The organism is Oxynema aestuarii AP17 (assembly GCF_012295525.1).
Taxonomy (GTDB): Bacteria; Cyanobacteriota; Cyanobacteriia; order Cyanobacteriales; family Laspinemataceae; genus Oxynema; species Oxynema aestuarii.
This window is the reverse complement of record NZ_CP051167.1, coordinates 222,091-247,543: the sequence shown is the minus strand read 5'-3', so window position 1 is coordinate 247,543 and position 25,453 is coordinate 222,091. Positions and strand designations below refer to the sequence as shown.

Here is a 25,453-nt window from a genome sequence, read left to right as displayed (position 1 = left end):
ATCGAAAATTTGGAGTCTAAAACCGGGTCTTTCCAGGGGAGCTTGATTGGAGATGTGGCACAACTGCTGCATTGCTGGCTAAAATTGCGCTTGAGGTACGGGTAACGAACCTCGTTAACCCCCTGGCATCGGAAGGTCGGAACCTTGAAAACTGAAGCTTGTCGCTTCCACATGGAAAATCGCTCGTGTGGGTCAAAGCTTCGAGCTTCAAGTCCGCAGACTCAAGATTTTTGGACTCCTTTGTACGGTGGGGCAGACCGGAACGGGTTCCCTGAAATGGGGGCGAACGCTTGGGGAGATAAAGATCTCTAGACATTTGGCTTCCGGGTTGAATGTGTCAGTCTTGTCGTCGAACCAACAATCCCACTGTCTTTAGGCGTGGGAGTGCCAAGTTTAATTGTAACAAGCCGAGATCGACCTCATCCCATCGGGGTCGCTCGGGCAACGGCGAACTTTTGCCGAGAATGACTAACAATAATAGGTTACGGCGATCGCCGCGCGCCAACAGGCAGATTGCCCGCACGCGATCGCCGTTCGTTTCCATATCCAGCTAGTTCGTGAGTTCAAACCGTGCAACCGCCTAATTTTCCTGAATGCAACCACTCCCTGGTCAAAGCGCTGTTTCACTACAGCGATCGCGAATTGCTCAATCTGTTTCAAATCCACCCGGATGAAGGCAAATACTTCGTCGCCATTTTTTGCCGCTACCACACCCTCGTTTACACCCTGATCCAACATCAAGCTAAATCCCCGGTTCAAGGCGATTACCTCTTTGCGTTGACCTGGCGCCATATTTTCCACGAACTTCGCGGTCTCGATTTGCGCGCCGCGCAGGAACGTACTCCCGGTTTTACGTTACAAACCTGGCTGATCGAAACGACTGCCTTATGTTTGCAACGCATCCAGGTTCCCCCGGTGGAGTCGATCCACTATTCCCTGGAGGCGGCGCCCCCGCCGTTGTGGTGCTATCTCGAACAAACCCTGGACCAACTGCCGCCAATTTTGCGCCTGACCGTATTGATGGCCCAAACGTTTCATTGGAGCGAAACTCGGATCGGCGCTTACCTGCAAGCGGAAGGCGAAACCCTCTCCCCGGCTGACGTGCGCGCTTTGCTCGACGAGGGCTATCACCGTTTGGAAAATTTGCTGCCTATCGATATCCGCACGATTTATTTGAAGCGCAAAGGTGCGGCGGCGCCCGACCGAGAAGCGATGCAGCAGTCCTGAACCCCCGCCGTGGCGGCGATCGCCCCATCCAAAGCCCAATCAAAGCCCAATAAAAAGCACTAGCTTATAGCCCAAGCTAGTGCGAATCGAGGTCTTGACTTAAGAGAGAGAGAAAAATCTAAAATATCGTGCTTTTTTGATTGATTTTGTTATTTAGCAACTTCAATTCCCCCCATCCGGACGATTCCTTGAGGGGGTCGTCGTCGGGTTGCTTTGTAAATAAATGTAACAGACTTTGTAAAAAATTACAACATTTACTTGACACCGGGCGATCGCCGTACAACTTCAATCACGACAACGGCACCTAATGCCATTCCCCTTGCACCGTAAACGCCGCCCAATAATACGGCGCCTCCCACTGCTGCCGTTGCCACATGGCGATTTGAGCCTGTCGCAGGGCCGCCGCCGCACTTAACCCTTCTTGCAACATCCCGCGATAAAAATCCACCATCAACAACGAAGTAGCTTCGTCGTCCACACTCCACAAACTGACCACCACCCGCGCCGCCCCCGCATACATGAACCCTCGGGTCAAACCGACCAAACCCTCGCCGCGAATATTCTGCCCGAGCCCGGTTTCGCACGCACTCAACACCACCAATTGGGCGGGTAAATCGAGATTAAAAATATCGTGGAGGCGGACGAAACCATTTTGAGGTTTGCCCCGTTCGTCCACCAGAGAAAAGACCAAACCGGATAACTCCGGATTGCTGCTGTCGAGAATCCCGTGAGTGGCGTAGTGAACGATCTGGTACTGGCTGAGTTCTTCCGAAGTCGCCTTATCGCGGTTCGCCGCCAGTCCGAACGCTTTCGTTTGTTCGGAAGGCGGAACGAGGGCGAGGATTTTTTCCGCTTCGTCCCGGGTAAACGGGAGACGGTTGAACTGAAGCGGACCGGGTAAACCGGAGCTGTTTTGTTTGAGCGAATTCGACGCATTCGAGGAAGCATCGAGGCGCTCGTCCTTGGCGCTGAACACCGGATCGGCAAATACCGCGAGGGTTTTGGGCGCTGGGGGGCGTCCGTCAATTTCTCGGCGCAAAACCGCGATCGCCGATGCGGAAGGCAGGGTCACGAGTTCGTGTTCCACCACTAACGGCACCACTTCCTCGGAGGCGCCCTCATTGGCGCGGATCGGCAGGGCCGAAAACGGTACGTACTGCAACGCCCCATCGGCAACAATTAACAGGCGACGGTCTTCGAGGCGATCGCGCACCGGAGCCAACACCAACTCGCTCAACTGTGCCGCAATTTGCGCCGCTTTCTGCTTGCGAATCCGCATACTCGGCGTAATCAAGGCATTGCGAAACGCCCGCGCAGCCGCGTCTATTTCCGCCCGAGGGGGCAGTTCGTAACTCTCGATCCCGTCCGAGGTCACGGCCCATAAAAAACTGCGCTCTTTGCCCAAAGAATAGGACAATAACAACGACTCCTCGTCGAGAACCTGGGCTTGAATTTGCGCCAAATTCAGAGGTTGGGGCTGGGTCAGGGCCGCATAACGCGGCGAAGTGGCGCGGATGTCCGCTTGGACTTGGCGATATTGACGCACTAAGCGATCGATCTCCTCCTCAAGTTGGGCCGCTTGTTCGGGACTATGTTCGCCGCCGAGCAGTTGGATGCGCCGTTCTTCCAAACTCGCCAGTTCGGTTTCGATCGCCCGTTCCCGTTCGAGCAACTGCGGATCGACCCCTTGACGAATATCTGCCCCAGCTTCGTTGAGGATGTCGAGTAAAGACCGAGCCCGAGCCCGTTCGCTCGCTTGCAAGGCGAGGGCGTCAAATCCTTGCCCGGGCGCTTGGGAGTGCATCTGCATCAGCAGGTCGATGTAAAACTCGTAATAATCTTGCTTCGAGGCGAAGAAGGACGCCCGCAATTCTTGGCTGGTGACTTTGGTTCGCAAATCTTCGACAATTTGCAACGCGGTTTCGATCTCCCGTTTCGCCCGTTCCAATTCGCCCCGATCGCGCCGCACCGAGGCGATTCGATACAACGTGAGCGCTTCTTTGGCGCGATCGCCCACGGCCCGCCGCATCGGTAAGGCCCGATTGTAATAATCCAAAGCACGATCGGCTTTCCCCATCTGCGCGTAGACAAAACCGATATTGCTCAACGTACTCGCTTCCCCTTTGACGTCCCCCGATCGCGTCCACAGACCCAAAGCGCGCTGGTAAGCCTCTAACGCAGGCTCCAATTGTTCCGAATTGGCATAAACAAACCCAATATTATTCAACGTCGTCGCCGTTCCCGACAGATCCCCCACCGCGTCCCACAACGGTAAAGCGCGATCGAAATAATCCAGGGCGCGTTCGTATTGTTTCGCCGCGTCGTAAAATAAGCCGATATTGTTGAGAGTGCGCGCCATTCCCGCTCGATCTTCCACTTCCTGGTAGAGCGGTAAAGCCCGGTTGTACGCTTCCAAGGCGCGATCGTACTGTCCCAGGGCGTCGTAAATAAAACCGATATTATTTAAGGTCGTCGCTTCCCCTTGGGGGTCCCCGAGGTCTCGCCACAGGGATAAGGCGCGATCGTAAGCGTCGAGGGCTTGTTGGTATTCCCCGAGGGCGTCGTAGACCACCCCGAGTTCGGTCAGGGTAATCGCTTCCCCTTGGGTATCGCCGAGTTCGCGCCAGAGGGGAAGGGCTTCGTTAAAAGCGTCGAGGGCTTTCTCGTTATCCCGCCAGCGCGAATATACTAACCCCATTTTGATTAAGATATCCGCTTGACCGCTCCGATCGCCGAGTTGGCGATAAATCGGTAAAGCGTCTCGGTACGCCGCCAATTCGCGATCGCGCTCTCCCAACCCTTGATAGATAAATGCTAACGCCGTTAAGGTATAGGCTTCTTTGGCCCGATCTCCCGCTTGGCGATACAAATTCCGCGCCTGTTTCCACTTCTGTAACGCCCGCCGCCGCGATGCTTCGCTTCCTTCTTGAAACAGTGCCATCCCTTCGTCAAAAAGACGCTGGGCTGCCGCTTGTGGCGTTTCCTCGATCGCCTCCGACGGCGGGGCGGGTCTGGCGAACACCGGAAGGGCGATCGGCATCAGTCCGGACAAGCCCAAGCATAAGCTAACGGCGATCGCGCCTTGACGGAAACCGCCCGCGCTTCCAAAGCTTGAATGCCCCCGATTTCGGGAATAAGCGGTCAACAGAATAGTAGAAAAGCGCTTCATTTTATATGATTAATTAACTTATGGATGCGACGGACAACCCCAGCCCGAGGGGGTCGATATCCCTCTTTACAAGAATTCAAGCCACCCCATGGATAACCCTCCCAAACAATGAAGATAGCAGTTATTCCCCAGTTCCCACGGGTGGTGGGGGGTTTTAGAGTTGAGAGTTGAGAGTTGAGATTGAGGGAATCGGCAGGGGAAAGGCGATCGGATGCGCGCGAGACCGACTCCCTACCTCCATTCTCCTTGAATCCCGAATGCTGCCCAGTAGTAGGGCGATCGCCATTCCTCGCTGTTTAATAATTCTAATTGGGCGGCCCGTAACGCGGCGGCGGGAGCGCGATCGCCGCCTAACATTTGACGGTAAAATCGCACCATCAGGTCCGCAGTCGCCCGGTCGTCCACACTCCACAACGACACTGCGACCCGTTTCGCCCCCGCATACATGAAACCGCGCGTCAAACCGACGATTCCTTCTCCCCGGATTTGCCGTCCGAGTCCGGTTTCACAGGCACTCAACACCACTAATTCAGCTTGTAAATTGAGGTTGTACACTTCGTGCAAGCGCAAAAAGCCATTTTGGACGTCGCCATCGGGTTCGACCAGGGAGAGGACTAATCCCGATAACTCCGGTTGTTCGCTGTTGAGAATGCCGTGAGTGGCAAAATGAATGATTTGGTATTGACTGAGGCGATCGCTCGTGGCACTGTTTTTATTGACCTCAAAATCAAAGGCCGCTTCTCGTTGGTTCGGCGCAACCAGGCTTAAAATCGCCTCCGCTTCCGATCGCGTGTAGGGAAGGCGGGCAAAATCGACCCCAGCCATGCGGGCCGATCGCTCTAACAAAGCGGTGGTTAACGAGTTATCCTCTTCTACAGTGGGGCGCCTTCCGGTAACGACGCGCTCGTCGGTCGCACTAAAGACGGGATCGGCAAAAATTGCCAGCCGTTTCGGGGCGATCGCCCGTCCGCCAAAGTCGCGCCGCAACAGCGCTAACGTAGACGCCGAGGGCAACGTCACGATTTCGTGTTCTTCGATTAACAAGACCGGGCGATACGCCGGAGGCGTCGCGAAGCGATCGCCCGTTCGGTTCGGATGGGGCAAAGCGGCGAAGGGGACGTATTGCAAGGCGCCGTCGCCGACGACGAGCAAGCGGCGATCGCCCAACTCCTCGGCCACCGGTGCGAGAATCGTCTCACTTAATTCAGCTCCCACCCCTTGAATGCGTTCGGTATTGAAGCGATAACGCGGATCGGTGAGTGCTTGGCTAAATATACGGGCTTGCTGTTCGATCGTTTCCCGTGACGCCAGTTCGTAACTCGCAATGCGATCGTTCGTCACCACCCACAGGTAACTGCGGGCCCCTCCCAGAAAATATTCGAGCAAGATCGTCTCGTCGTCTAGCACTTCCCGTTGAATTTGTTCGAGAGAGAGCGGTTGCGGTTGGGTCAACGCGGCATAACGGGGAGAATTGGCGCGAATATCGGCGAGAACGGCGTTGTATTCTTCTAACAGACGGGCGATCTCACTTTCAATTTTTCCGACCTGTTGGCGGGGGTCGCCGAGGGCCAGTAGTTCGATCCGTTGTCGTTCCCGGGCGTCGAGTTGGGCTTTAATTTCTGTTTCGCGATCGAGCAATTGCGGATCGACTCCGGCGCGGATATCGGCTTGGGTTTCATTGAGAATTTCTAACAAGGAACGGGCGCGCGCCGCTTCACTGGCTTCAAAGGCTTTGATATCGTACCCTTTGTCCGGATGGCGCTGGTGCAGTTCCATAAGGATATCGATATAGAGTTCGTAATAATCCTGCTTTTCGGCAAAAAATAGGCTTCGTAACTGTTCGGAATTAACTTGCGATCGCACGTCCTCAATCTCGTTCAATGCTTCTTCAATTCGTTCTAAAGCCATTTCGAGATCCCCTTGCTGTCGATCTAAAGTGGCCAATCCAAATAATACGAAGGTCGCTTTGCCAAAATTCCCGAGTTGGCGATTGATTTCCAAGGCTTGGTTAAAATTTTGCCGCGCCTTGTCCCACTGACCTAAATTTTGATAAGTCGTCCCTAAATTGGCAGTTAAAATAGCAATTATTTGCCGATCGCTCACTTCACGAGCTAAACTTAGTCCTTGCTGGTAATAGTCTAAAGCTTGCTCTAACTTTTGTTGGTTTAAATATTGGCTGCCGATATTGCCGAGAATGTTCGCTTCTTCCGCGCGATCGCCGATTTGACGAGCGATCGCCAATGCTTCTCGGTACAGAGATAAAGCGCGATCGCGCTGATTCTCATTGGCATAAATTCCCGCAATATTGTTGAGTATTGCTCCTTTTCCCACTAGATAACCTGTGGTTTCGGTCATCGGTAAGGCGCGCTCGAATAACGCCAAAGCGCGCTCGCGATCGCCCAAGTCTAGATAAGTTTGACCGAGATTGATATAGGTCACCGTCTCGCCGAGGCGATCGCCGATCGTCTGTTGCAATTGCAAGACTTGTTCGTACAGATCTAAAGCTTTTTGAAGCTTACCTTGTATGGCATAAAATACCGCTAAATTCGTCAGCGTATTGGCAATTCCTTGCGGGTCTTGAATTTCTCGTCGAATCGCTAACGCCTGTTGGTAATAGTCTAATGCAGTTTCATTTTCGCCGAGATGACTGTAGACCCCGGCGATATTGTTGAGCGTCGAGCCTTCTCCCCGACGATCGCCTAATTCTTGCCGCAGTGCTAGCCCTCGATTCAAATACTCTAAAGCGCGATCGCTCTCTCGTAAATCTGCATAAATTTGACCGATATTATTTAAAACTTCTGCTTCTCCCCAAGTATTTTCTACTTGCTGATATAAAGGTAGCGATCGTTCGAGGTTTTCCAAGGCACGCTGGTAGTCTCCGCGAAACCAATAAATGGCGCCGATATTATTTAAACTTTGGGCGGTTCCCGATAAATCTCCGATTTCTTGTCTTATTTCTAAAGCTTTTTGGTAATAAGTTAAAGCTGTATCAATTTCGCCGATTTCGTGGTAAACTTTGCCAATTCCTTGAACTAGTAAGCCTTGTCCGAGGCGATCGCCGAGGCGTTCCGCCAGGACGATCGCCGCTTCCCACTTGGCGATCGCCTCCCGGTAAGATTCGAGGGTCGCCCGCTCGAATAACTCCATCCCTTCACGGACGAACTGAATATAAGTGAGACGATCGCGGTCGGCTTCCGTGGCCGATCGCCGTTCGATAAGTCTCACTTGATATTCACTCGCTTCCCCAGTGGCCGCGATCGCCGTAATTTCTAGGGTGTAGGTGCCTGTAGAAGGGGCGATCGCTTCGAGAACGTGGCCGTCTGCGGTGGTCTCGGTATGGATTGGGGCGATCGCCGTTCCGTCGGACGCCATTAATTGAAGCTCGATCTCGATTTCCGGTCCGCCGACCGCCAATTTTATATATTCTTGAGCGTCGAGAGCTACTTTATATAATTCCGTTGCTCCGGGGGCGATCGTTCCCGTGGTTATTCCTTCCCCTAGGGGGGTGGCGTCGTCTGCGTCGCTGGTTTGCGCGGTTTTTTGTGCGAAGTTCGTCCCGTTCTCGGGGGGTACAACGGCGAGTAAGGGTTCGGGGAGTCCCCGGACGCCGAGTAACGCGCTGGCGGCGATTGTTGCTAATCGAAACAGGAACGTCGGGGAAAAGGGAAGCGGCGATCGTTTCATTGCAGGTTTCATTTTTTGGGGATGAAGGCGTTATATTGATTCTGGCGGCGAGTGACGTTCGACCCAGACGAGCTGAATTTGTTCCTCGAATCCCCCGCGTTCCTGGCGTCGGCGTTCTTGGAGGGCGATCGCCTCTTCTCGCGATCGCCCGTGGGCTGCTAAAAGGGCGTCGATCGCTTCGTATAAATCGGCGATTTCAGTTAACAATTCTTCCGGTCGGGCGTCTGCAATTTCCCGGGCTTCTTCGAGGATCTTCTGTTTTAAAGCTTGGCGGTAGTCTTCAGGATTGAGACGCATTGTTTCGCAGGTATTGCCTGCATTATGGATGATTTCTGGAATGCGATCGCGCACTAGTTTGTTATAGTATTTTTTCATAAAATAGCTTTGCGTAGATACCTTCTTCCCGATGACGAATACAATCCAAGTATTTGTAGATAGCGAAACTCTCCCGTCCTGGCTCAGCGTCGATATCTATGCGACTTCAAACTTTATCCCTTTTAACTCTAGCGGCCTTTGCCACTCAATGCATCTCCACCACGGCGATCGCATCTTCAGGCGATCGCCGCGACGCCCCCACCATCGCCAATAGCGCCCAAGTCAACCGTTTTAACGATCTCGAAAATCACTGGGCGCAAAGCTTCATCCTCGCTTTAGTCGAACGCGAGATCATGAGTGGCTTTCCCGACGGGCGCTTTCAGCCGAACGCCGCCGTGACCCGCGCCGAATTTGCGGCAGTTCTGCAACGGGCGTTTGCAACTGGGGGTGGCCGTTATAGCATCGAATTTGCCGACGTTCCGCCCAATCACTGGGGGCGAGAAGCGATTCAATTTGCTTACGAATCCGGCTTTTTGGGGAAATACGACCGCGATTTCCGACCGGATCAAAAAATCTCGCGGGTTCAAGTTTTGGTGTCTTTAGTCAACGGCTTGAATTTATCCGTGCGCCGTTCCGATCGCACGATTTTAAACAATGCCTTTCAAGATGCCTCGGAAATTCCCGATTACGCGCGCGAGAGTGTGATGGCGGCGTTAGATAACGAATTAATTACCACCAATCCTAATATTCCCAACCTCAGCCCCAACCAAATCGCCAGCCGCGCCGATATTGCCGCGTTAGTATATCGGGCGTTAGTGATAACGGGACGACTGGACAATCGACCCGTAGCCGATCGCACGTTGCCGCGCCTGACGGAAACCGCCGCCAGTCCGCCGCCAGCGCCGCCCCAAACCGCACCGCCACCGCCTCCCGCTTCGACGCCGAGCAATTTTGCCCCCGTACAGAATGTTTTTGAAACTTATACATTAGGATCGGGCGATCGCATCCGCCTCGACGTGTTGACCGCGCCGGAATATAACGGCGAAACCTTAGTGTTAGCCGATGGAACGGTGAATTTACCGTTAATCGGGAAAGTCCAAATTGAAGGGATGACCATCGACGAAGCGACCGATGCGATCGCCGGGAAATATGCCTATTACATCCGCCAACCCGTGATGACGGTGACCCTCGCCAAACCGCGACCCTTACGGGTGGCGATCGCCGGAGAAGTCAGCCGTCCCGGGTCTTACAGCATTTCTCTCGAAGATAGTCCCCAATATCCCACCGTGACCCAGGCGATCGAAATGGCAGGGGGGATTACCCAAACCGCCAACCTGCGACAAGTGCAAATTCGCCGCAGTGAAGATCGCGGACGCAGCCAAATTGTCACGGTCAACCTCTGGGATCTCCTCCAAGGGGGCAATCTGTCCCAAGACTTGGCCCTGCGCGACGGCGACAGTATTTTTATCCCCACGGCGGAATACGCAGATCCCGGGGAAGCCTCCCAACTGGCGACGGCGAGTTTCGCGGCGGATACGCCCCAATCGTTAAAAATTGCCGTGGTTGGGGAAGTCACCCGTCCCGGAACTCATATCGTTCAGGGAGAAGGCAGCAATTCCGACGGAACCACCGCCTTTCCGACGATTACCCAAGCGTTGAAAACGGCGGGAGGGATTACCCAATCCGCAGATTTGGGTAACGTGCAGATCCGGCGACCGACGAAAAGCGGCGGCGAACAGGTCATCGCGGTGAATTTGTGGTTGTTGTTGCGCGCCGGAAACTTGCGTCAGGACGTGATTTTACAACAAGGGGATACGATTGTCGTTCCCACGGCGCGTTATACGAGTCCGGAAGATGCGGCGTTAATTGCCGATGCCAGTTTTGCCGCCGATCCGGCTAAACCGATTAATATTGCGATCGTCGGCGAAGTGGCCCGTCCCGGAACCCATACGATTGTGGGGAAAAATCCCGGGAGTGGCGGCGGAAGTAACTTACCGACGATTACCCAGGCGATCGAAGAAGCGGGCGGAATTACCCTATCGGCGAACGTTCGGGCGATCGAGGTGTTGCGACGCACCCGGGAAGGGAGTCAACAACGGATTCCGGTAGATTTGTGGCAACTGTTGCAGGCGGGAGATGTCAGCCAAGACGTGGCGTTGCAACCCGGGGATACGATCGTGATTCCCAAAGCCACGGCGTTGACGGCGGCGGAAGCGACGGAATTAGCATCGGCAAGTTTTTCGCCCGATCGCATTAACGTCAATGTCGTCGGTGAAGTGGCCCAACCGGGATTGGTGGAAATTCCGCCCAATACCCCACTCAATCAAGCGTTATTAGCTGCAGGTGGTTTTAGCAATCGCGCCAGTACCGGGGAAGTGGAGTTGATTCGTCTCAATGCGAATGGAACGGTCTCCCGTCGCAATGTCGAGGTGGATTTGAACGCCAGTCCCAATGATGACACGAACCCTATTTTACGCAATAACGATGCGATCGTCGTCGATCGCTCCGGCTTGGCGAAGGTCACCGATACGGTAGGAGAAGTCGCCCGACCGATTGGCAGTTTCTTCTCGATTTTTAATTTCTTGAGGATTTTGCAGTAAACGGATATTGCATTTTTCCACGGCGGATTTTCGTGAACGCCCTTTAAAAAGGGGCATTTAGGGGGATCCGCTTCGTCCCCGATCGCCTTGAAAATTGCGAGGATCCCTATCCCTGACTCTGACACACCTATCACGGCATCAGCTAGATGCTGCTGAACAAATATTCTCGCCATTGGTGTTCGTAATGGCTGAGGCATCAAACTCGCCATCATCAAATTCCCCTTCTACAGTGAGTTCATCACCGACCGATACGCTTTGCTGAGTGTTGTCGCCACACACATCCCAGCTATCCACATTGACGGTGCGATCGCCCGTATTGATGCTGAATCCATCCTCCCAGACCCGCTCTACAGTGCCTGTTATGGCAGATTCCTGGGTTTGCTCAGTGGCGGAACTCTGGGTTTGCTCAGGGGCAGAGCAAATATCTTCGCCGCTAGGACTGGTCATGCTTGCAGCATCAAACTCGCCATCATCAAATTCCCCTTCTACAGTGAGTTCATCACCGACCGATACGCTTTGCTGAGTGTTGTCGCCACACACATCCGAGCTATCCACATTGACGGTGCGATCGCCCGTATTGATGCTGAACCCATCTTCCCAGACCCGCTCTACAGTGCCTGTCAGAGTACCATTGTGCATCTGTGCAGCACTCGTACAACCAACTAAGCCCATTAGCATCAGGACAGGCCCAACCAATAGTTTCATAAAAACCCTTCCACTCGGTAATGTAAATGCCTCAAATTGTAGCACTCTACAGCCGGATTCAGATTGACGGCTTTCATTTATTTATATCTACATCAATCCAAAAATTTGTCTGTATGAGTCCTACCGTCGAGCAGAAATATTCTCTGTCATTTGTTGGTCATATTTGCCCGTTAGCATCAAAAAACAGATGAAATGGAGGCAAACCACAGACTAAAAGATCGTCAGTCACGATGTAGTACGATCGCCGATCTTGTAGGGTGCCGTCCCCACTTCAACTCCTACTATCCCACCGATAAATTTTGGGAACGCACCATTCTTATAAATTCTTGAAGCCAGCGATCGCGGTATGGAACGTCGTAAAACTAACTGTTTTCAATCATCACATGAGCAACCTCAAACACCCCTTACCGCCAATCCTAGCACCCTATCGCGATCGCATCGAAGCAACCATCAAACCCTATGTTGGTATTGAACTGGTTCCCGACGACAGTTTAACCTGGTGGAGTAGCAAGTTTCCCGGAGAGCAAATCAGTCGGGCTGACTTACCGTATTTGCCCAAAGGAATGAGCTATCCTCAGACACCAGAAGGGGAATATTTGCATCTGTTGATTCAGATTAATTTTGCTGAAGCGCCACCTCTGGAGCCATTTCCAAAGCAGGGGATTCTTCAGTTTTTTATTGCGAATTGTGATTATTATCGTATTAGGAGAAAGCCGCTTGCGGAATTTAATCCCGATTTGACCGTGGGTGAAGTCCGAGTTCTGTTGGTGGATTCCTATTTTTACTGGGATGACAGTTTAAATGAGTGAATCGAGACTCTCAATTTTACAGGTTAACCTCGCTATTGATAAATTTCACAGCCCATAAATGTTATCTATATATAAATCGATCGCAGAGAACTACAGAGATCTAAAAACGTGAGTTCATGAATAAATCGATCGCTGTTGAGAGATTAACGAGGTTTGAGAACGGTTCGGTTGTTTCACTAGATTGTTTTATTTGAAAACTTCAAATCATTCATTATCTGCACAAAATTTAAGAATTTCGGGAGCGATCGCCCGTTGAATTTCTATGTTTGACTCGATGCTGGCGATCGCAAGATCGTCGATTAACAACGGAATAACTTTAAGAAAAAATTAAGGTTAGATTAACCTCAATTGATTAACCGAGAGTCATTTCGTGATTTTATTTAAGAAATATTGATGATTTTTAAAGACCGCTCGATCGCGGGGGTATTCTTTTAAAATCCAGAGGAGATCGATTATTATGGAAGTCAAGAGTTGTGCCAACATTTTGCATGATTGAGCATCTTTGAGTTGGGCAGTAGCCAGCCCCCGAGCGATCGCCTCAAACGAGCTGCGGGTCGGTAGATTGGCGATAGTTTTTACAAAAGTTTGCACGACCTCAACCCTGGAAATGCGATCGAAGCCGTGGGGAAAACTGTAGCTCGATTTCCTGACTTCCACTCATCCATTTCATTGAGGATCTGCATGTTGAGTCTCTCTACCCCGGACTTGTCTCGTGCGTCATTTTCCCGATTTCGCACGCCCACCTTCCATTTAGAATCCACCGTCCGCGAATTGTCCCTCTATCAATTCCAGGTCGAATCCCATCGGTTGGGCAAAGAAATCGCCGAAGCCTTCGATCGCAATCCCCTACTTCCCGGCGTGGTTTTATTAGATAACGGCCAATTTGAAGGGATGATATCTCGCCGTCGCTTTTTCGAGCATCTCAGCCGTCCTTACGGACTCGAACTGTTTTTCAAACGCCCGGTTAAAAGCCTCTATCGTTTCGCTCACAGTGACGTTCTCTGTTTGCCCAGTTCCATGACGATTGTCATGGCAGCGCAAGCGGTTTTGCACCGATCGCCCCATTTACTCTACGAACCCCTGGTGGTCGAAATGGCAGCGAACGACTACCGTTTAATTGACGTGCATCAACTCCTATTAGCCCACGCCCAAATTCATCAACTGGCGACGGAGTTACTCAACAACCTCTACCAACAATTAGAGACGGCGAATCGAGAATTAAAACGTCAGGCAAGTTTGGACGGACTGACCCAACTCGCCAATCGCCGCAAATTTGACGAATATCTGCAACAAGAATGGTGGCGGATGGCTCGGGAAAGACAACCATTAGCCTTAATTCTGTGCGATATCGATTGGTTTAAGTCTTACAACGATACTTACGGCCATCAAGCGGGAGATTGCTGCTTGCAGACCGTCGCCCAAACCTTGCGTCATGGCGTGCGTCGCAGTACGGATTTAATGGCTCGTTACGGCGGCGAAGAATTTGCGGCGATCCTGCCGAACACCGATCTCGACGGGGCATTCGCGGTGGCGCAACAGTTGAGATCGCGGGTCAAGGCACTCGATATCACTCATGGCGGTTGCGTTCCCCCTGGGGTCGTCACCCTCAGCGTCGGGGTCGCCAGTCAAGTGCCGAGTTCGGCCTCTTCTCCGGAAGATCTGATTGCGGCGGCGGATGGAGCGCTCTACCGAGCGAAAGAACGAGGGCGCGATCGCGTGGTGGTCTGCGACACATGCTACGACCTAGCTCGCGACGCTTAAGTGACACCCGGCAGGCATTCGACCGGGACGCGCTCCGGTGCAGTGGCGCCAATTCCCGAACCGCAAGGGCGGCGATCGCCCCTCTCTCATAAATCGCTCCAACCCTGCCCCCGTAATAACTTCCGCGATCGCCGCCCGTCTTTTTCCTGCCCGTTAAATCCGTAACTATAGCACCCCCACCCCGGCTAAATGAAAATAGTGTTAACATTAATTAACAGTTAAAATAAAAGGCACTCCCAAACGCCCTAGATTCAGTAATCCAGGAGGAATATCGGTGAATAAACGGTGGAGAAACGCCGGACTATATGTGCTACTAGCGATCGTCGTCATCGCCTTGGCGACCGCTTTCTTTGACAAACAGCCGCAAACCCGCGAAACGTGGCGCTACAGTCAATTTATTCAAAAAGTAGAAAATAACGCCGTTGAAAAAGTCAGTATCAGTGCCGATCGCGCCAAAGCCTTAGTGCAAGTCGCCGACGGCAGCAAAGTCATGGTCAACCTGCCACCAGATCCCGACCTGATCGACATCCTGACCCAAAACAACGTCAACATCGAAGTCGTCCCCCAAAGCGACGATGGCTTCTTGTTCAAAGCCCTCAGCAGCCTGTTCTTCCCGATCTTACTGCTCGTCGGTCTGTTCTTCCTCCTGCGCCGCGCCCAAAGCGGTCCGGGTTCCCAAGCGATGAACTTTGGCAAATCCAAAGCTCGCGTGCAGATGGAACCGCAAACCCAAGTCACCTTTGGCGACGTCGCCGGAATCGAACAAGCCAAACTCGAACTGAGCGAAGTAGTGGACTTCCTCAAAAACGCCGATCGCTTTACCGCCGTCGGCGCCAAAATCCCCAAAGGCGTTCTGCTCGTCGGCCCTCCGGGAACCGGGAAAACCCTGTTAGCCAAAGCCGTCGCCGGAGAAGCAGGAGTCCCCTTCTTCAGCATTTCCGGTTCGGAATTCGTGGAAATGTTCGTCGGGGTCGGTGCCTCTCGGGTGCGCGACTTGTTCGAGCAAGCCAAAAACAACGCCCCTTGCATCGTCTTCATCGATGAAATCGACGCCGTGGGTCGCCAACGGGGTGCGGGTCTCGGCGGCGGGAACGACGAACGGGAACAAACCCTCAACCAGTTGCTGACCGAAATGGACGGCTTCGAGGGCAACACCGGAATTATCATCATCGCCGCTACCAACCGTCCCGACGTTCTCGACGCCGCCTTATTGCGTCCCGGTCGATTCGATCGCCAAGTGGTGGTCGATCGCCCCGACTACGCCGGACGCCTCGAAATCCTCAAAGTTCACGCCCGAGGCAAAACCCTCGCCAAAGACGTCGATCTCGAAAAAATCGCCCGTCGGACTCCCGGGTTCACCGGGGCGGACTTGTCCAACTTGTTGAACGAAGCTGCAATTTTAGCGGCCCGTCGCAACTTGAGCGAAATCTCGATGGACGAAATCAACGACGCCATCGATCGCGTCCTCGCCGGACCGGAGAAAAAAGACCGGGTGATGAGCGAAAAACGCAAAACCCTCGTCGCCTATCACGAAGCCGGACACGCCCTCGTGGGCGCCTTGATGCCGGATTACGATCCAGTACAGAAAATCAGCATCATCCCGCGCGGTCGTGCAGGGGGGTTGACCTGGTTCACTCCGAGTGAAGACCGCATGGATTCGGGCCTTTACAGCCGCGCTTACCTCCAAAATCAGATGGCGGTCGCCCTCGGCGGTCGGATTGCGGAAGAAATTATCTTCGGCGAAGAAGAAGTAACCACGGGCGCCTCGAACGACTTGCAGCAGGTGGCTCGGGTGGCGCGCCAGATGGTGACCCGCTTCGGAATGAGCGATCGCCTCGGCCCGGTCGCCCTCGGTCGCCAGCAGGGGAATATGTTCCTCGGTCGCGACATCATGGCGGAACGGGATTTCTCCGAAGAAACGGCGGCGGCGATTGACGACGAAGTCCGGAACTTGGTCGATCAAGCTTACCGTCGGGCGAAAGAGGTTCTCGTCAGCAACAAAGCGGTTCTCGATCGCCTCGCGCAAATGCTGATCGAGAAAGAAACCGTGGACGCGGAAGAGTTACAGGAAATTCTCGAAACCTCCGACGTCAAAATGGCGGCGATCGCCTAAGTGCGATTGTAACCGTTCGGGAAGGCTGGCGCCCGGGGCGATCGCGCCGAGCCGTCAGCCCTTCCCCTTTGAAATCAAACAGACGGGTCAGTTCGGATCGAAGCGAGAACTGACCCCATTTTTTTTGAATGGGTCGCCAACAGGTTACGATCGCCGATAGCTTTTGGCGGCTTCCGCCGGAAATGTCAAGTTCATTGTCCGATTGCCTGATTCGAGCGCTATTTTTTATGCCTTCCCTTTCTACACTCAACTCTCTCGATGCGAACGCTACGCCCACGCAACAGGCGGGCGATCCCTCGTCGAGTGCTGCGACCGAGCCGAATTTATCCCCTTTGGAGCGATTGGCGGAGCGGATTCGTCAGGCTCATCGTCAATGTCAGGCGGCGATCGATTTCGGTCTGCTCCAAGCCCACGATGCGGGAGCTTGCTTGGTTCGCGCTCAAGCCCAGTTACCGCCGGATCGCTGGTCGGTTTGGCTCGCCGAGTCGTGCCAGATTTCTGAAAACACCGCTCAAACCTATATCGCGATCGCCCGAGGATGGCCGGGGTTGGAACAGGCGCCCTCGTTGCCCCCCGGGCGATCGCCCGCCTCCCAAAAACCGGACGGGTCCGGGGACGAAAAGAAAGGTGATTTACACTCACCTACTGCTATCATGGCCGAACCCGTGCTTAAACCCGTCGATCCGAGCGATCGTTCTCAACCATTTGACGCCAAAGACCCGGTAGCGCCCCCAACCTCGGCGAAACCGACCCCAGCGAAACGCTCCGATCGCCCCAAAACTTCGGAGGTGTTCAGTTTCTGGATTCCCGGACGAGTCAGCCCCAAAGCCCGTCCTCGGGTGACCGCCAACGGCACCTATTTACCCAAGCCTTACCGTCAGTGGCGACTGCGGGCCGAAGGGGAAATTTTGATGCAGTTGCAGCAAATGCATCCCCAACCACAATTGCCGATCCAACAGGCGGCGGTTCAGGTGGTCCTGCACGGCAAACATCGCGGTGATGGCGACAATCTCGCCGGATCGATTCTCGACAGTCTGGTCGGCGCGGGGGTGTTGCCTTCGGACAGTCTCAAGCATTTGCCTTACGGCTGCTGGCGCCACGTCCCGGACTCGCAAACCGGAGTGCAGATCGATATCAAGCCTTTACCTCCGAGTCGGTGACGACGGCGGGCGATCGCTGCACCGTGGCGGATTTGAGGGATTGGGGTTTTTGTGGAGATTTCCACAAACTCCCTCCCGAAGTCTTGAAAAACATTGAAATTTGCAAATTTCTCTAACTAGACGATCGGTACATAGGGCGATCGCTCCTAAAATCGTGATTAGATCTTAATGAGATAACACGACAGCAACGGCAATGGACTCTTTAGCATTTATCCATCTGGCTCAAGCTTACGACGAACCCTTACCCGCCCCCGAACCCGTCAAGGTGAACTGGCGCCAAGTCAGACGGCGATCGCTGCGATCGATCTTGCCTTTGGGGATTGCCCTCTCTTTGTTTGGGGCGATCGCTCCCGCATTCGCCCTACTCAAAGACGGCGATTACGGCGCCAAGGTCACTCAAATTCAAAAGCGCTTGCAAGAACTCGGTTATTTCCAAGCCGACGCCACCGGATATTACGGCGACTATACCACCAGTGCCGTCAAGCATTTTCAACGGCAAAATGGCTTGAAAGAAGATGGCGTCGTCGGTTCCCAAACGGAAGCCGCCTTGCAAGCGACCTATCCCGCCACCCCCGAACCGGACACCCAACCCACGGTCAGACGCGGCGATCGCGGCGCCACGGTGTTGCGGGTTCAACGTCAGTTGAGTTCGCTCAAGTATTTCGACTATCGCAATATGGATGGCGTGTTTGACGCGGAAACGGAAAAAGCCGTTTCCCAATTTCAGCGCGATCGCGGTTTGAAAGTCGATGGCGTGGTCGGCTTAAAAACTCACACGACCCTGAGAAATCTCACGGGTTTGTAAAGCGACCCGCAAGGGAGGCGATCGCCTCCCTGTTTCGATTGGATCTAATGGACGGGTTATACCGTTTTTCAAACAATTGAGAAAAATTGAGGGACGGATACAGTAGTGCGATCTCCCTACTCGTTCCCTTAAAATGACAGCAGAATTTTGGCGTCGATCGCCTTTAAAGTGAGTTCGATCGTCGGGCGCTCTTGCGTAAAATCGATCTCGACCTCATAGCCACTATCGATGACTTCCAAGCCCCATCGATCTTGACGACTTGGATGCTTTTCTCGAACCTTAGCATCCCCGCTTCGTTGGCGCTTTTGTAAGTGAAACTTGAAATTATCGAACGTCGTTTGATCTTCAATTGCAAACAAGCGATTTTCTGCCGTCCCCAGCGTTTTAATTTCGAGATCGCCAACGTTAAACTTAATATTTCCATTATCAAGACGTTGAAGATCGATATCAGCAGATAACCCGTCAACTTGTACGCGATCGTCGCGATCGTTATTATATTTAGGCAATGACGGATAAAAAGGAAATTTAATTGTGGGATTAATCCCCCACTCGCGTAACCGATTTTCCAAGTCATACCGAATATCGTCAGCGCGATAAACCTGCCCTTGATTGGCAAAATAATCGGCTTGCTTTCTTTTCGTGACAATCCAACGTTGTCGGGCAAATTCTTTGAGATCTGTAGCTAAATCCCCAATAAATCGCTCGTAGAACTTTAGGGTAGCAACCAATCCCCCAATTCTTTCAAGCGCAGAACCGATCTGTTGCATGGAAAGATGGAATTCCCAATCGTTCTGACTTAAAATTTGCTCCATGAATTGTTCGTATCGTTGGCGGTTCTCCACATTCATATCGATGGAGGTTAAATCCGAGTAAGCAATAGCGCGCACGATATCGCACTTTAGCCGTAATTTTTGCGTTTCGGATCCGGCGATTGTCGAGAACTCTCGGTCAATTTCTGCGATCGCCTCAATCCACTGATTACGCTCGATTAAATAGGTCACTAAAGCCCCAAGAATCTCCAGTTTTTCATCCCCTTCAGTTTGACTCTGAGCAAAGCATTCTTTGACCTTCTCAAGTTCGTCTAGTTCAATATATAAACGCAAAGCACAGGTGTATTGCTTTTCCTTTTCTAAAGCCGAGGCAACAGCTTTTAAGGAAGCAGGTTGCATCTTCGTCGGTTTTCCCGCTTCTTCCCATGCTCGAACGATGCGATCGATCGCACCTGCTTTCGCCAACCATTCTATCTTTTCGGGGAAAGGATTGATTTCAGCTTGGGATAAATAATACTGAGGAATTTCGGTGGCGTTACCATTGGCCAAACAATCTTCAGCTTTGTGATAGTCTTGCGCTTTAAAAAATGCTTCTCCCGCCGCTCGCAACATCGATGAATATCCCCATCGATCTAATTCGCTAAAAGTAGAACCCAGTTTCAACCATTGTTCTCGGGTAAAAGATCCTGGATCGATCTTGGCAATGCGAGACTTAAATTCGGCGATCGCTGTTTTCCATTGCGGTAAAAAAGGAGACCCAATATGTTTTTGAACAATACATTTTTCTAAAAACTCATTAAACTTTAAAAGAGTGCGATCGGTTCGCGCGCGATCCACCATAAACTCGGCTAAATTTACCGCTAGACGATCTTTATAGTAATCGTGGCGATCGCTTAAATCGAGCAAATCATCCCAACACATCCCTTCCCAAAAACAATCCCATGCACGTTCGTATTCACATTGATTGACAAAAGCTCGTCCGGCTTCACGAAAGCGCTCTTCAAATTGTAAGGCTAAAGCTTCGCACCAATCCGCTTTTTGACTTTCTCCCACTGAACTATAGTACTGTTTAGCTCGTTTGAGTAATCTTGGATTTTGTGAATTTAAACCTTTCGTTTCAAATTCTTGGGCAATTAAAAGCGGATTGTCTTCGGAAATATCTGTAATCGTCGTTACGCCGCCACTACTTAATAATTGAATGGCATTTTTCCAAAGTTCTCTATTGCTCGAATGGCTCGAAAATCGATCGAGTTCGCTTTGACTGCTCGCATACCTCCAGAGTTGAGCATCCCCTACTTCGGAATCAATAATAAATAAGCGCTCCATTGCACGACTGGCGGCGACATACAATTTATTGAAAAAATATTCAAACTCAATGGGACAATCGCTGACTGTATCTTGATTCCAAATTTGCGGGTTGCACGCTTCTCCAAACTTGTAGAGAATTACTTTTTTGAATTCCAATCCTTTAGCGGCGATCGCACTCAAAATATTTTTAACGGGTTCTCCCTCTCCAATATCTACAAAAATTTGACTGAGGATTTCATCATTTTGCACGAATTCATTTTCTTCCCCTTCTTCACAGGGAACGATGATAATCGTGTCTTTCACGTATTCTTTGAACTGCTGCAAAGAAATTTGGCGATCTAAGATGAATTTTTGGGGATCGGGAAAATCTACCTTTCTCCATTCTTTCTGAGGCTTCAAATCCGGTAGATTAAAAATAATGCTACGCCAAAATTGAATTAAGTTGGTAAACCGGACAATCGGAGGACTTGAACGATAATTAAATTCTAATTCTTTGAGGTTGAGGTCGATCTCTAGTTCCAGTTCGTTCAGAATTGCTTCATGAAAAGCCGCTTTAACTGTAGACCACCGAAATCCCGTGGGATTCAACGTTTGTAAAGGATCTCCGGCAAATGCAAACGGCAGCGAAAAAATTGGCATTCTTTGTAAATCGTATTGGGAAAGCTTCCACAACTTCATAATGAGCTGTAGTTCGATCCGCGTGAAATCTTGAGCTTCATCACAAAAAATAGCCGCATAATCCGATTCATAAGAATCGAGTTCTAGAACTTTTCTGATTAAATCCTGATCGTCCCAATATTGATGCTCTTGCGCCGTAGATTTATACCATCGCTCCCAAATGGTTTCGTAAATTTCTTGATAGTCACTAATTTCTATCGTGCGATCGCGGCGATTGACAATTTCTGTGGTTTGATAGTCGGACGGTGAAATTTCTCCTTCTAGTCGATATCCCTTAATAAAGCTTCTAATCACATGCCAGCAAATCTCTGCATTCCATTTTTTGGCTTGAGGTAACCGACAATTATTTTCATATAATTTCTTAAATCGAAAGAAAGAAATATAGTTTTCAGCAGAAAACTCTCTTTGATACTCTAAGGGAAGCAGTTCTATTAAAAATTTCTGGAACGGCTTAAAAAAGGAACTGACATCGGGGATCGGATCGTCGGTCGTGCGTTCTGACTGAAAACGATGGTGAGACACTAAGAGTTTTTGTACACCTTTTTTTGCAACTTCGAGCAACCGCTCGTTATAGGTTAAAAATAAAGGATCTCCTGAAAGCTCTGTTTGCTGAGAGTTATAATATTTGCGGTGGCAATAGTCAGAAAATAGATAAAGCAGCATCGTAGATTTGCCACTCCCGGCTCGACCATTAATAAAAATTGGTAAAGAAGAACGATCGGTTGTCAAACTAGACACGGACTCTAAAAGCAGCATTTCTTCTGCGGAAAGGGCTAGATTCGCTTCTTCTTCCCGTTCGATCTCCAGCCAGCATTTATCGTCAGCTAATAAGTAATCCGGATAAGAGCGCTGGGCAAAAACAGTTAACTTCTCAATAGGAACTTCGCCACTAAATAGATTATCGCTTGCACTTTCATAAAATTTATTTTTACGACCTAACTGCAAGATGTCTGCTTCAGCAGGTAGATTTTCAAAGGGTGCAATTAAAAATAAAATATGCCTGGGGGGAGTATCTGTAGTCAAAATTTGACTGTAAACAATACTTTGGCTTTCACCATACATCCTAACTTGAGGCCATCCAGGTAAAGATTCGCCAATATCGCTGTTTTGAGCGATATCACCAATCAGTTGATAGTAGGTTTGCCAATAATCTTTAATCTTTGGTTTTCTAAATCGGGTGACCCATTCTTCACTTTCATAAATGACTAAATCGTTGGCATCTATCCCCCAAGCAGGGAGTTCTAACCAAGGTTGCATATCCGGAGGAACGCGCCAACGAAATGAGGGAAGGTTAGATGCTTTTTGCGCTTCTATTGCTTTTTTCAGCTCTTCAGGATCGAGAAGGTCTTCTAAGTCTGTTTTTCCGGTGTCTCTCAATCGATCTGAAAATTGTCTGTAGTCTCGATCGTGGTCGAAAATCTCTAAAAGACACAAAATCTTTTCTTGTTCAACTTGTTGGATCGATCCGATGAATCGATAACGCCTGTGGTCTTTTCTTAAGTAAGACGATCGCAGGGTTTGAAATAAATTGGTTTTCACAAAGGTTTCATCTGCCTTTTGACTATCTTCGATCAGTCGTTCTATTGGTCTGTGGAGTGAATAAAGCTCTTGTTTGTCTCTAAAGCGAGGCGTAATATATATGTACACTTGGCAATCTCCTCTTATAGTAGAATTGCGGGGTTGTTTTGTCTTATTTTATGGTTACATAAAATAAGCTGAATGGGAAGGGGATCGATAATCATACAATTAACTTGAGCTTGATTATTGCATCTCTCATTAAGCTGTGGAATCACCAAAGTTATGACCTTAATTCTCACCAATGACGACGGGATCGACGCGCCGGGAATGGCGGCATTATGCGAAGCGCTGGACGGACGGGCGATCGCGATCGCCGCTCCCCGAGACGAACTCTCCGGATGCGGTCATCAAGTGACGACGAGAAACCCCATCCACGTCGATCGCCGTTCGAGTACGTCATGGGCGATCGCCGGAACCCCCGCCGATTGTACCCGGATCGCTCTTTCTCACTTATATCCGGAGGCAAGTTGGGTGATTTCCGGGATTAACTCGGGGGGAAACATGGGGGTCGATATCTACATTTCCGGAACCGTGGCCGCCGTGCGCGAAGCCGCCTTTCACGGCGTTCCCGGCATCGCCATTTCTCAGTATCGTCAAGGCGGACGACCCGTTAACTGGGAAATAACGACCCATTGGGCCAGTCGGATTTTGGCCGATCTGCTCGATCGCCCCCCGGAACCCGGGTGTTTTTGGAATGTCAATTTACCCTATCTCGAACCGGGCGATCGCGAGCCGGAAATTGTTTTATGTGAGAATTCTTCCCAACCCCTGCCCATTGACTATCACATTGAAGGAGATTATTTTCACTATTGCGGGCGCTACGGCGATCGCCCCCGGGAAATAGGAACCGATGTCGATGTTTGTTTTTCCGGCAATATCGCCATCACTCAGTTATCTGTCCGCACCCTCGACAATAAACCCCAGCGCGATCGCGGCGCCTAGATTTGTCCGGGGGATTCAAGAGTCAATTCAGAACGGGAAAAAGTGAAAACATAGGCGCAAAAACCTGAAAAATTGAGCCTTAAAACTCCACAGAATTCAACCGAGAACGATCGCTGTTTGAAACCCCTACCGTCGCGAAAAACTACTCTTGACTTCCCTCATTTGCAAAATCCCGCGATCGCGGTTTCTGGAGTCGGGGCAAACAATTTGGCACCCTTACCGACCCTACCGCCTCTACAAACATTCCATCTGCGTTGGCGATCGGTTTCTGTTTCGATCGCCGCTCCAATTCATCCCCGATGTCTGCAACGCCTCTAGAGCAGACAATCCAATGGTGGGTATGGCGTCCACCTCATCGATCGCCGAGCAACCCATTTACGAAGGCTTCAAAAAAGAACGCCACGGCGATCGCTCAACGACTGGAGCGCCTTTTTCCTCTGCTCTGCAGGGAAATAGCCCACGAGATCCCAGGGCGCCGACGGACAGGGGTGCCTTCCCCCATTCTCTCCCGATCCCCCAATTTTGTATAGTGTTGAAGTAGTTTTTTTTGCGATCGCAATCCTATGCTGCTTAACTCGCCGAACGGCTGTAATTGCGCAATATGACTTTCTAGGATCGCCCGCTCGGCTTTTCTCCCCGAGCGCCCTTGAATCCTCCCTGTTCGCCCGCAGCGATCGATCGTCGCCATTGCGAATCTCGCAACCGACCCTCGACGATTCGATCTCGGCTCCTCAACACCCACACCTGCCGAAAGGATGAATCAGTTAAATAATGCTTTCACGCTTTGGATGAGTTTAATGGTCGAGGCAATGCCCTTCCTGTTGTTGGGGGTATTGTTATCGAGCTTATTGCTCTTATTTGTAGACGAACGCAAGCTGATTGCGATCTTACCCCGACATCCCCTCCTCGGCGCTTTGGCCGGAAGTTTGATCGGTTTTTTATTCCCGGTCTGCGAATGCGGCAACATTCCCGTGGCCCGTCGCTTATTACTCCAGGGCGTCCCGTCCTCGGTGTCCATCGGTTTTCTGCTCGCCGCACCGACCATTAACCCTATCGTCATTTGGTCTACTTGGGTCGCCTTTCGCGACCAACCGGAAGTGGTTCTCTGGCGTGTCTTATTTTCCCTCGCCATTGCTACGACGATCGGTTGGATCTTCAGCTTTCAGAAAGACTTGCGCCCCCTGCTACAGCCTTCGGTGTTGCGGGCCATGCCGCAATCGGCTCCCGAACCGACGCCGGAAGTGAAAAAAGCCCAAAGTATTTCGCCATTACTACAGTCGGGAACCTTTTTATTAGGGCAAGGGGAGCAGCCCATGCGGCTCGATACGACCGCCGTCCAAGCAACCCCGCTCCCCCAACTGGGGAACGCCCAGATCGGTTTATTTCGGTTTTCCGGGATCGATCGCTGGCGAATGCGCTTGTTTGTCGAGAATACCCTGCAAGAATTGCGAGAACTCGGCGGTATTTTAGTGGTGGGTAGCGCGATCGCCGCGATCGTTCAAATCGGCATTCCCCGCGATATTATCCTCAGTTTGGGTCAAGGTCCGGTCAGTTCGATTTTGGCCATGTTAGCTTTCGCCAGTGTCGTTTCGATTTGTTCCACGGTCGATGCGTTTCTCGCCCTCTCGTTTGCGTCGAGCTTTACCACCGGATCGTTATTGGCTTTTTTAGTTTTCGGTCCGACGATTGACTTAAAAGCCCTCGGTTTACTCCTGTCGATCTTTAAAGGTCGTGCGGTGGTTTATTTAATGGCGTTAACTGCTCAATTGACTTTTTTGTTTACCCTAATTTACAACTTAAAAGTGGGTTGAAATGGGGATCGAAACCCA

At 51.3% G+C, this 25,453-nt stretch carries 17 protein-coding genes; 10 read left to right on the top strand and 7 right to left on the bottom strand.

Going from position 1 to position 25,453, the window contains the following annotated elements:
- Positions 1-337: 337 nt before the first annotated feature.
- Positions 338-544, bottom strand: coding sequence for a hypothetical protein (locus tag HCG48_RS01050; protein WP_168567504.1), 207 nt, complete (start codon positions 542-544; stop codon positions 338-340).
- Between the two features lie 26 nt (positions 545-570).
- Here HCG48_RS01050 and HCG48_RS01045 point away from each other — a divergent pair, with 26 nt between their 5' ends.
- Positions 571-1,227, top strand: coding sequence for a sigma-70 family RNA polymerase sigma factor (locus HCG48_RS01045; RefSeq protein ID WP_168567503.1), 657 nt, complete (start codon positions 571-573; stop codon positions 1,225-1,227).
- A gap of 304 nt (positions 1,228-1,531) precedes the next feature.
- Here HCG48_RS01045 and HCG48_RS01040 read toward each other — a convergent pair whose 3' ends face one another.
- The 3 genes from HCG48_RS01040 to HCG48_RS01030 all read right to left on the bottom strand — a co-directional run bounded on the left by HCG48_RS01040 (position 1,532) and on the right by HCG48_RS01030 (position 8,455).
- Entirely contained in the window at positions 1,532-4,396 is a 2,865-nt protein-coding gene (locus HCG48_RS01040) for a CHAT domain-containing protein (RefSeq protein WP_246259814.1), read from the bottom strand.
- A 231-nt stretch (positions 4,397-4,627) separates the two neighbouring features.
- Positions 4,628-8,092 carry a CHAT domain-containing tetratricopeptide repeat protein gene (locus tag HCG48_RS01035; RefSeq protein ID WP_168567502.1) on the bottom strand — a complete coding sequence of 1,155 codons (3,465 nt, stop codon included), beginning with the start codon at positions 8,090-8,092 and terminating at the stop codon, positions 4,628-4,630.
- Between the two features lie 18 nt (positions 8,093-8,110).
- Entirely contained in the window at positions 8,111-8,455 is a 345-nt protein-coding gene (locus tag HCG48_RS01030) for a nucleoside triphosphate pyrophosphohydrolase (protein ID WP_168567501.1), read from the bottom strand.
- Positions 8,456-8,553: 98 nt separating this feature from the next.
- On the opposite strand from HCG48_RS01030, the gene HCG48_RS01025 reads away from it, so the two are divergent.
- Positions 8,554-10,995, top strand: coding sequence for an SLBB domain-containing protein (locus HCG48_RS01025; protein WP_168567500.1), 2,442 nt, complete (start codon positions 8,554-8,556; stop codon positions 10,993-10,995).
- Between the two features lie 138 nt (positions 10,996-11,133).
- On the opposite strand, the gene HCG48_RS25660 is transcribed toward HCG48_RS01025, so the two are convergent.
- Entirely contained in the window at positions 11,134-11,700 is a 567-nt protein-coding gene (locus HCG48_RS25660) for a DUF5666 domain-containing protein (protein WP_210437138.1), read from the bottom strand.
- A gap of 383 nt (positions 11,701-12,083) precedes the next feature.
- Here HCG48_RS25660 and HCG48_RS01015 point away from each other — a divergent pair, with 383 nt between their 5' ends.
- Positions 12,084-12,509, top strand: coding sequence for a DUF1963 domain-containing protein (locus tag HCG48_RS01015; RefSeq protein ID WP_168567499.1), 426 nt, complete (start codon positions 12,084-12,086; stop codon positions 12,507-12,509).
- Positions 12,510-12,872: 363 nt separating this feature from the next.
- Here HCG48_RS01015 and HCG48_RS01010 read toward each other — a convergent pair whose 3' ends face one another.
- Complete coding sequence (locus tag HCG48_RS01010) at positions 12,873-13,166, bottom strand: hypothetical protein (RefSeq protein ID WP_168567498.1); 294 nt, start codon at positions 13,164-13,166, stop codon at positions 12,873-12,875.
- A 24-nt stretch (positions 13,167-13,190) separates the two neighbouring features.
- On the opposite strand from HCG48_RS01010, the gene HCG48_RS01005 reads away from it, so the two are divergent.
- The 5 genes from HCG48_RS01005 to HCG48_RS00985 all read left to right on the top strand — a co-directional run bounded on the left by HCG48_RS01005 (position 13,191) and on the right by HCG48_RS00985 (position 18,348).
- Complete coding sequence (locus HCG48_RS01005) at positions 13,191-14,270, top strand: diguanylate cyclase (protein WP_168567497.1); 1,080 nt, start codon at positions 13,191-13,193, stop codon at positions 14,268-14,270.
- Entirely contained in the window at positions 14,271-14,435 is a 165-nt protein-coding gene (locus HCG48_RS01000) for a hypothetical protein (RefSeq protein ID WP_168567496.1), read from the top strand.
- 109 nt (positions 14,436-14,544) lie between these two features.
- A complete protein-coding gene (gene ftsH3, locus HCG48_RS00995; protein ID WP_168567495.1) occupies positions 14,545-16,383 on the top strand; it encodes an ATP-dependent zinc metalloprotease FtsH3 in 1,839 nt (612 codons plus the stop codon).
- 128 nt (positions 16,384-16,511) lie between these two features.
- Positions 16,512-17,543, top strand: coding sequence for a RusA family crossover junction endodeoxyribonuclease (locus tag HCG48_RS00990; protein ID WP_168567494.1), 1,032 nt, complete (start codon positions 16,512-16,514; stop codon positions 17,541-17,543).
- A 193-nt stretch (positions 17,544-17,736) separates the two neighbouring features.
- Complete coding sequence (locus tag HCG48_RS00985; protein WP_168567493.1) at positions 17,737-18,348, top strand: peptidoglycan-binding domain-containing protein; 612 nt, start codon at positions 17,737-17,739, stop codon at positions 18,346-18,348.
- 128 nt (positions 18,349-18,476) lie between these two features.
- Here HCG48_RS00985 and HCG48_RS00980 read toward each other — a convergent pair whose 3' ends face one another.
- On the bottom strand, positions 18,477-22,751 hold the full coding sequence (locus HCG48_RS00980) for a helicase domain-containing protein (RefSeq protein ID WP_210437137.1): 4,275 nt from the start codon (positions 22,749-22,751) through the stop codon (positions 18,477-18,479).
- A 153-nt stretch (positions 22,752-22,904) separates the two neighbouring features.
- Between HCG48_RS00980 and surE the strand changes: the two genes are divergently transcribed.
- Together surE and HCG48_RS00970 are read left to right on the top strand one after the other, a co-directional pair.
- Entirely contained in the window at positions 22,905-23,624 is a 720-nt protein-coding gene (gene surE / locus HCG48_RS00975; RefSeq protein ID WP_168567491.1) for a 5'/3'-nucleotidase SurE, read from the top strand.
- A 755-nt stretch (positions 23,625-24,379) separates the two neighbouring features.
- Positions 24,380-25,435: a permease gene (locus tag HCG48_RS00970; protein WP_168567490.1), complete on the top strand. Its 1,056-nt coding sequence runs from the start codon at positions 24,380-24,382 to the stop codon at positions 25,433-25,435.
- The last annotated feature ends 18 nt before the right edge of the window (positions 25,436-25,453 follow it).

What these genes read in the sequence shown, in the direction of transcription:
- HCG48_RS00985 (WP_168567493.1), top strand. Translation starts at nt 17,737, where the DNA reads ATGGACTCTTTAGCATTTATCCATCTGGCTCAAGCTTACGACGAACCC.
- HCG48_RS01030 (WP_168567501.1), bottom strand. Translation starts at nt 8,455, where the DNA reads ATGAAAAAATACTATAACAAACTAGTGCGCGATCGCATTCCAGAAATC.
- HCG48_RS01005 (WP_168567497.1), top strand. Translation starts at nt 13,191, where the DNA reads ATGTTGAGTCTCTCTACCCCGGACTTGTCTCGTGCGTCATTTTCCCGA.
- HCG48_RS00970 (WP_168567490.1), top strand. Translation starts at nt 24,380, where the DNA reads ATGAATCAGTTAAATAATGCTTTCACGCTTTGGATGAGTTTAATGGTC.
- HCG48_RS00990 (WP_168567494.1), top strand. Translation starts at nt 16,512, where the DNA reads ATGGGTCGCCAACAGGTTACGATCGCCGATAGCTTTTGGCGGCTTCCG.
- surE (WP_168567491.1), top strand. Translation starts at nt 22,905, where the DNA reads ATGACCTTAATTCTCACCAATGACGACGGGATCGACGCGCCGGGAATG.
- HCG48_RS01015 (WP_168567499.1), top strand. Translation starts at nt 12,084, where the DNA reads ATGAGCAACCTCAAACACCCCTTACCGCCAATCCTAGCACCCTATCGC.
- HCG48_RS25660 (WP_210437138.1), bottom strand. Translation starts at nt 11,700, where the DNA reads ATGAAACTATTGGTTGGGCCTGTCCTGATGCTAATGGGCTTAGTTGGT.
- HCG48_RS01050 (WP_168567504.1), bottom strand. Translation starts at nt 544, where the DNA reads ATGGAAACGAACGGCGATCGCGTGCGGGCAATCTGCCTGTTGGCGCGC.
- HCG48_RS01035 (WP_168567502.1), bottom strand. Translation starts at nt 8,092, where the DNA reads ATGAAACCTGCAATGAAACGATCGCCGCTTCCCTTTTCCCCGACGTTC.
- HCG48_RS01040 (WP_246259814.1), bottom strand. Translation starts at nt 4,396, where the DNA reads ATGAAGCGCTTTTCTACTATTCTGTTGACCGCTTATTCCCGAAATCGG.
- HCG48_RS01025 (WP_168567500.1), top strand. Translation starts at nt 8,554, where the DNA reads ATGCGACTTCAAACTTTATCCCTTTTAACTCTAGCGGCCTTTGCCACT.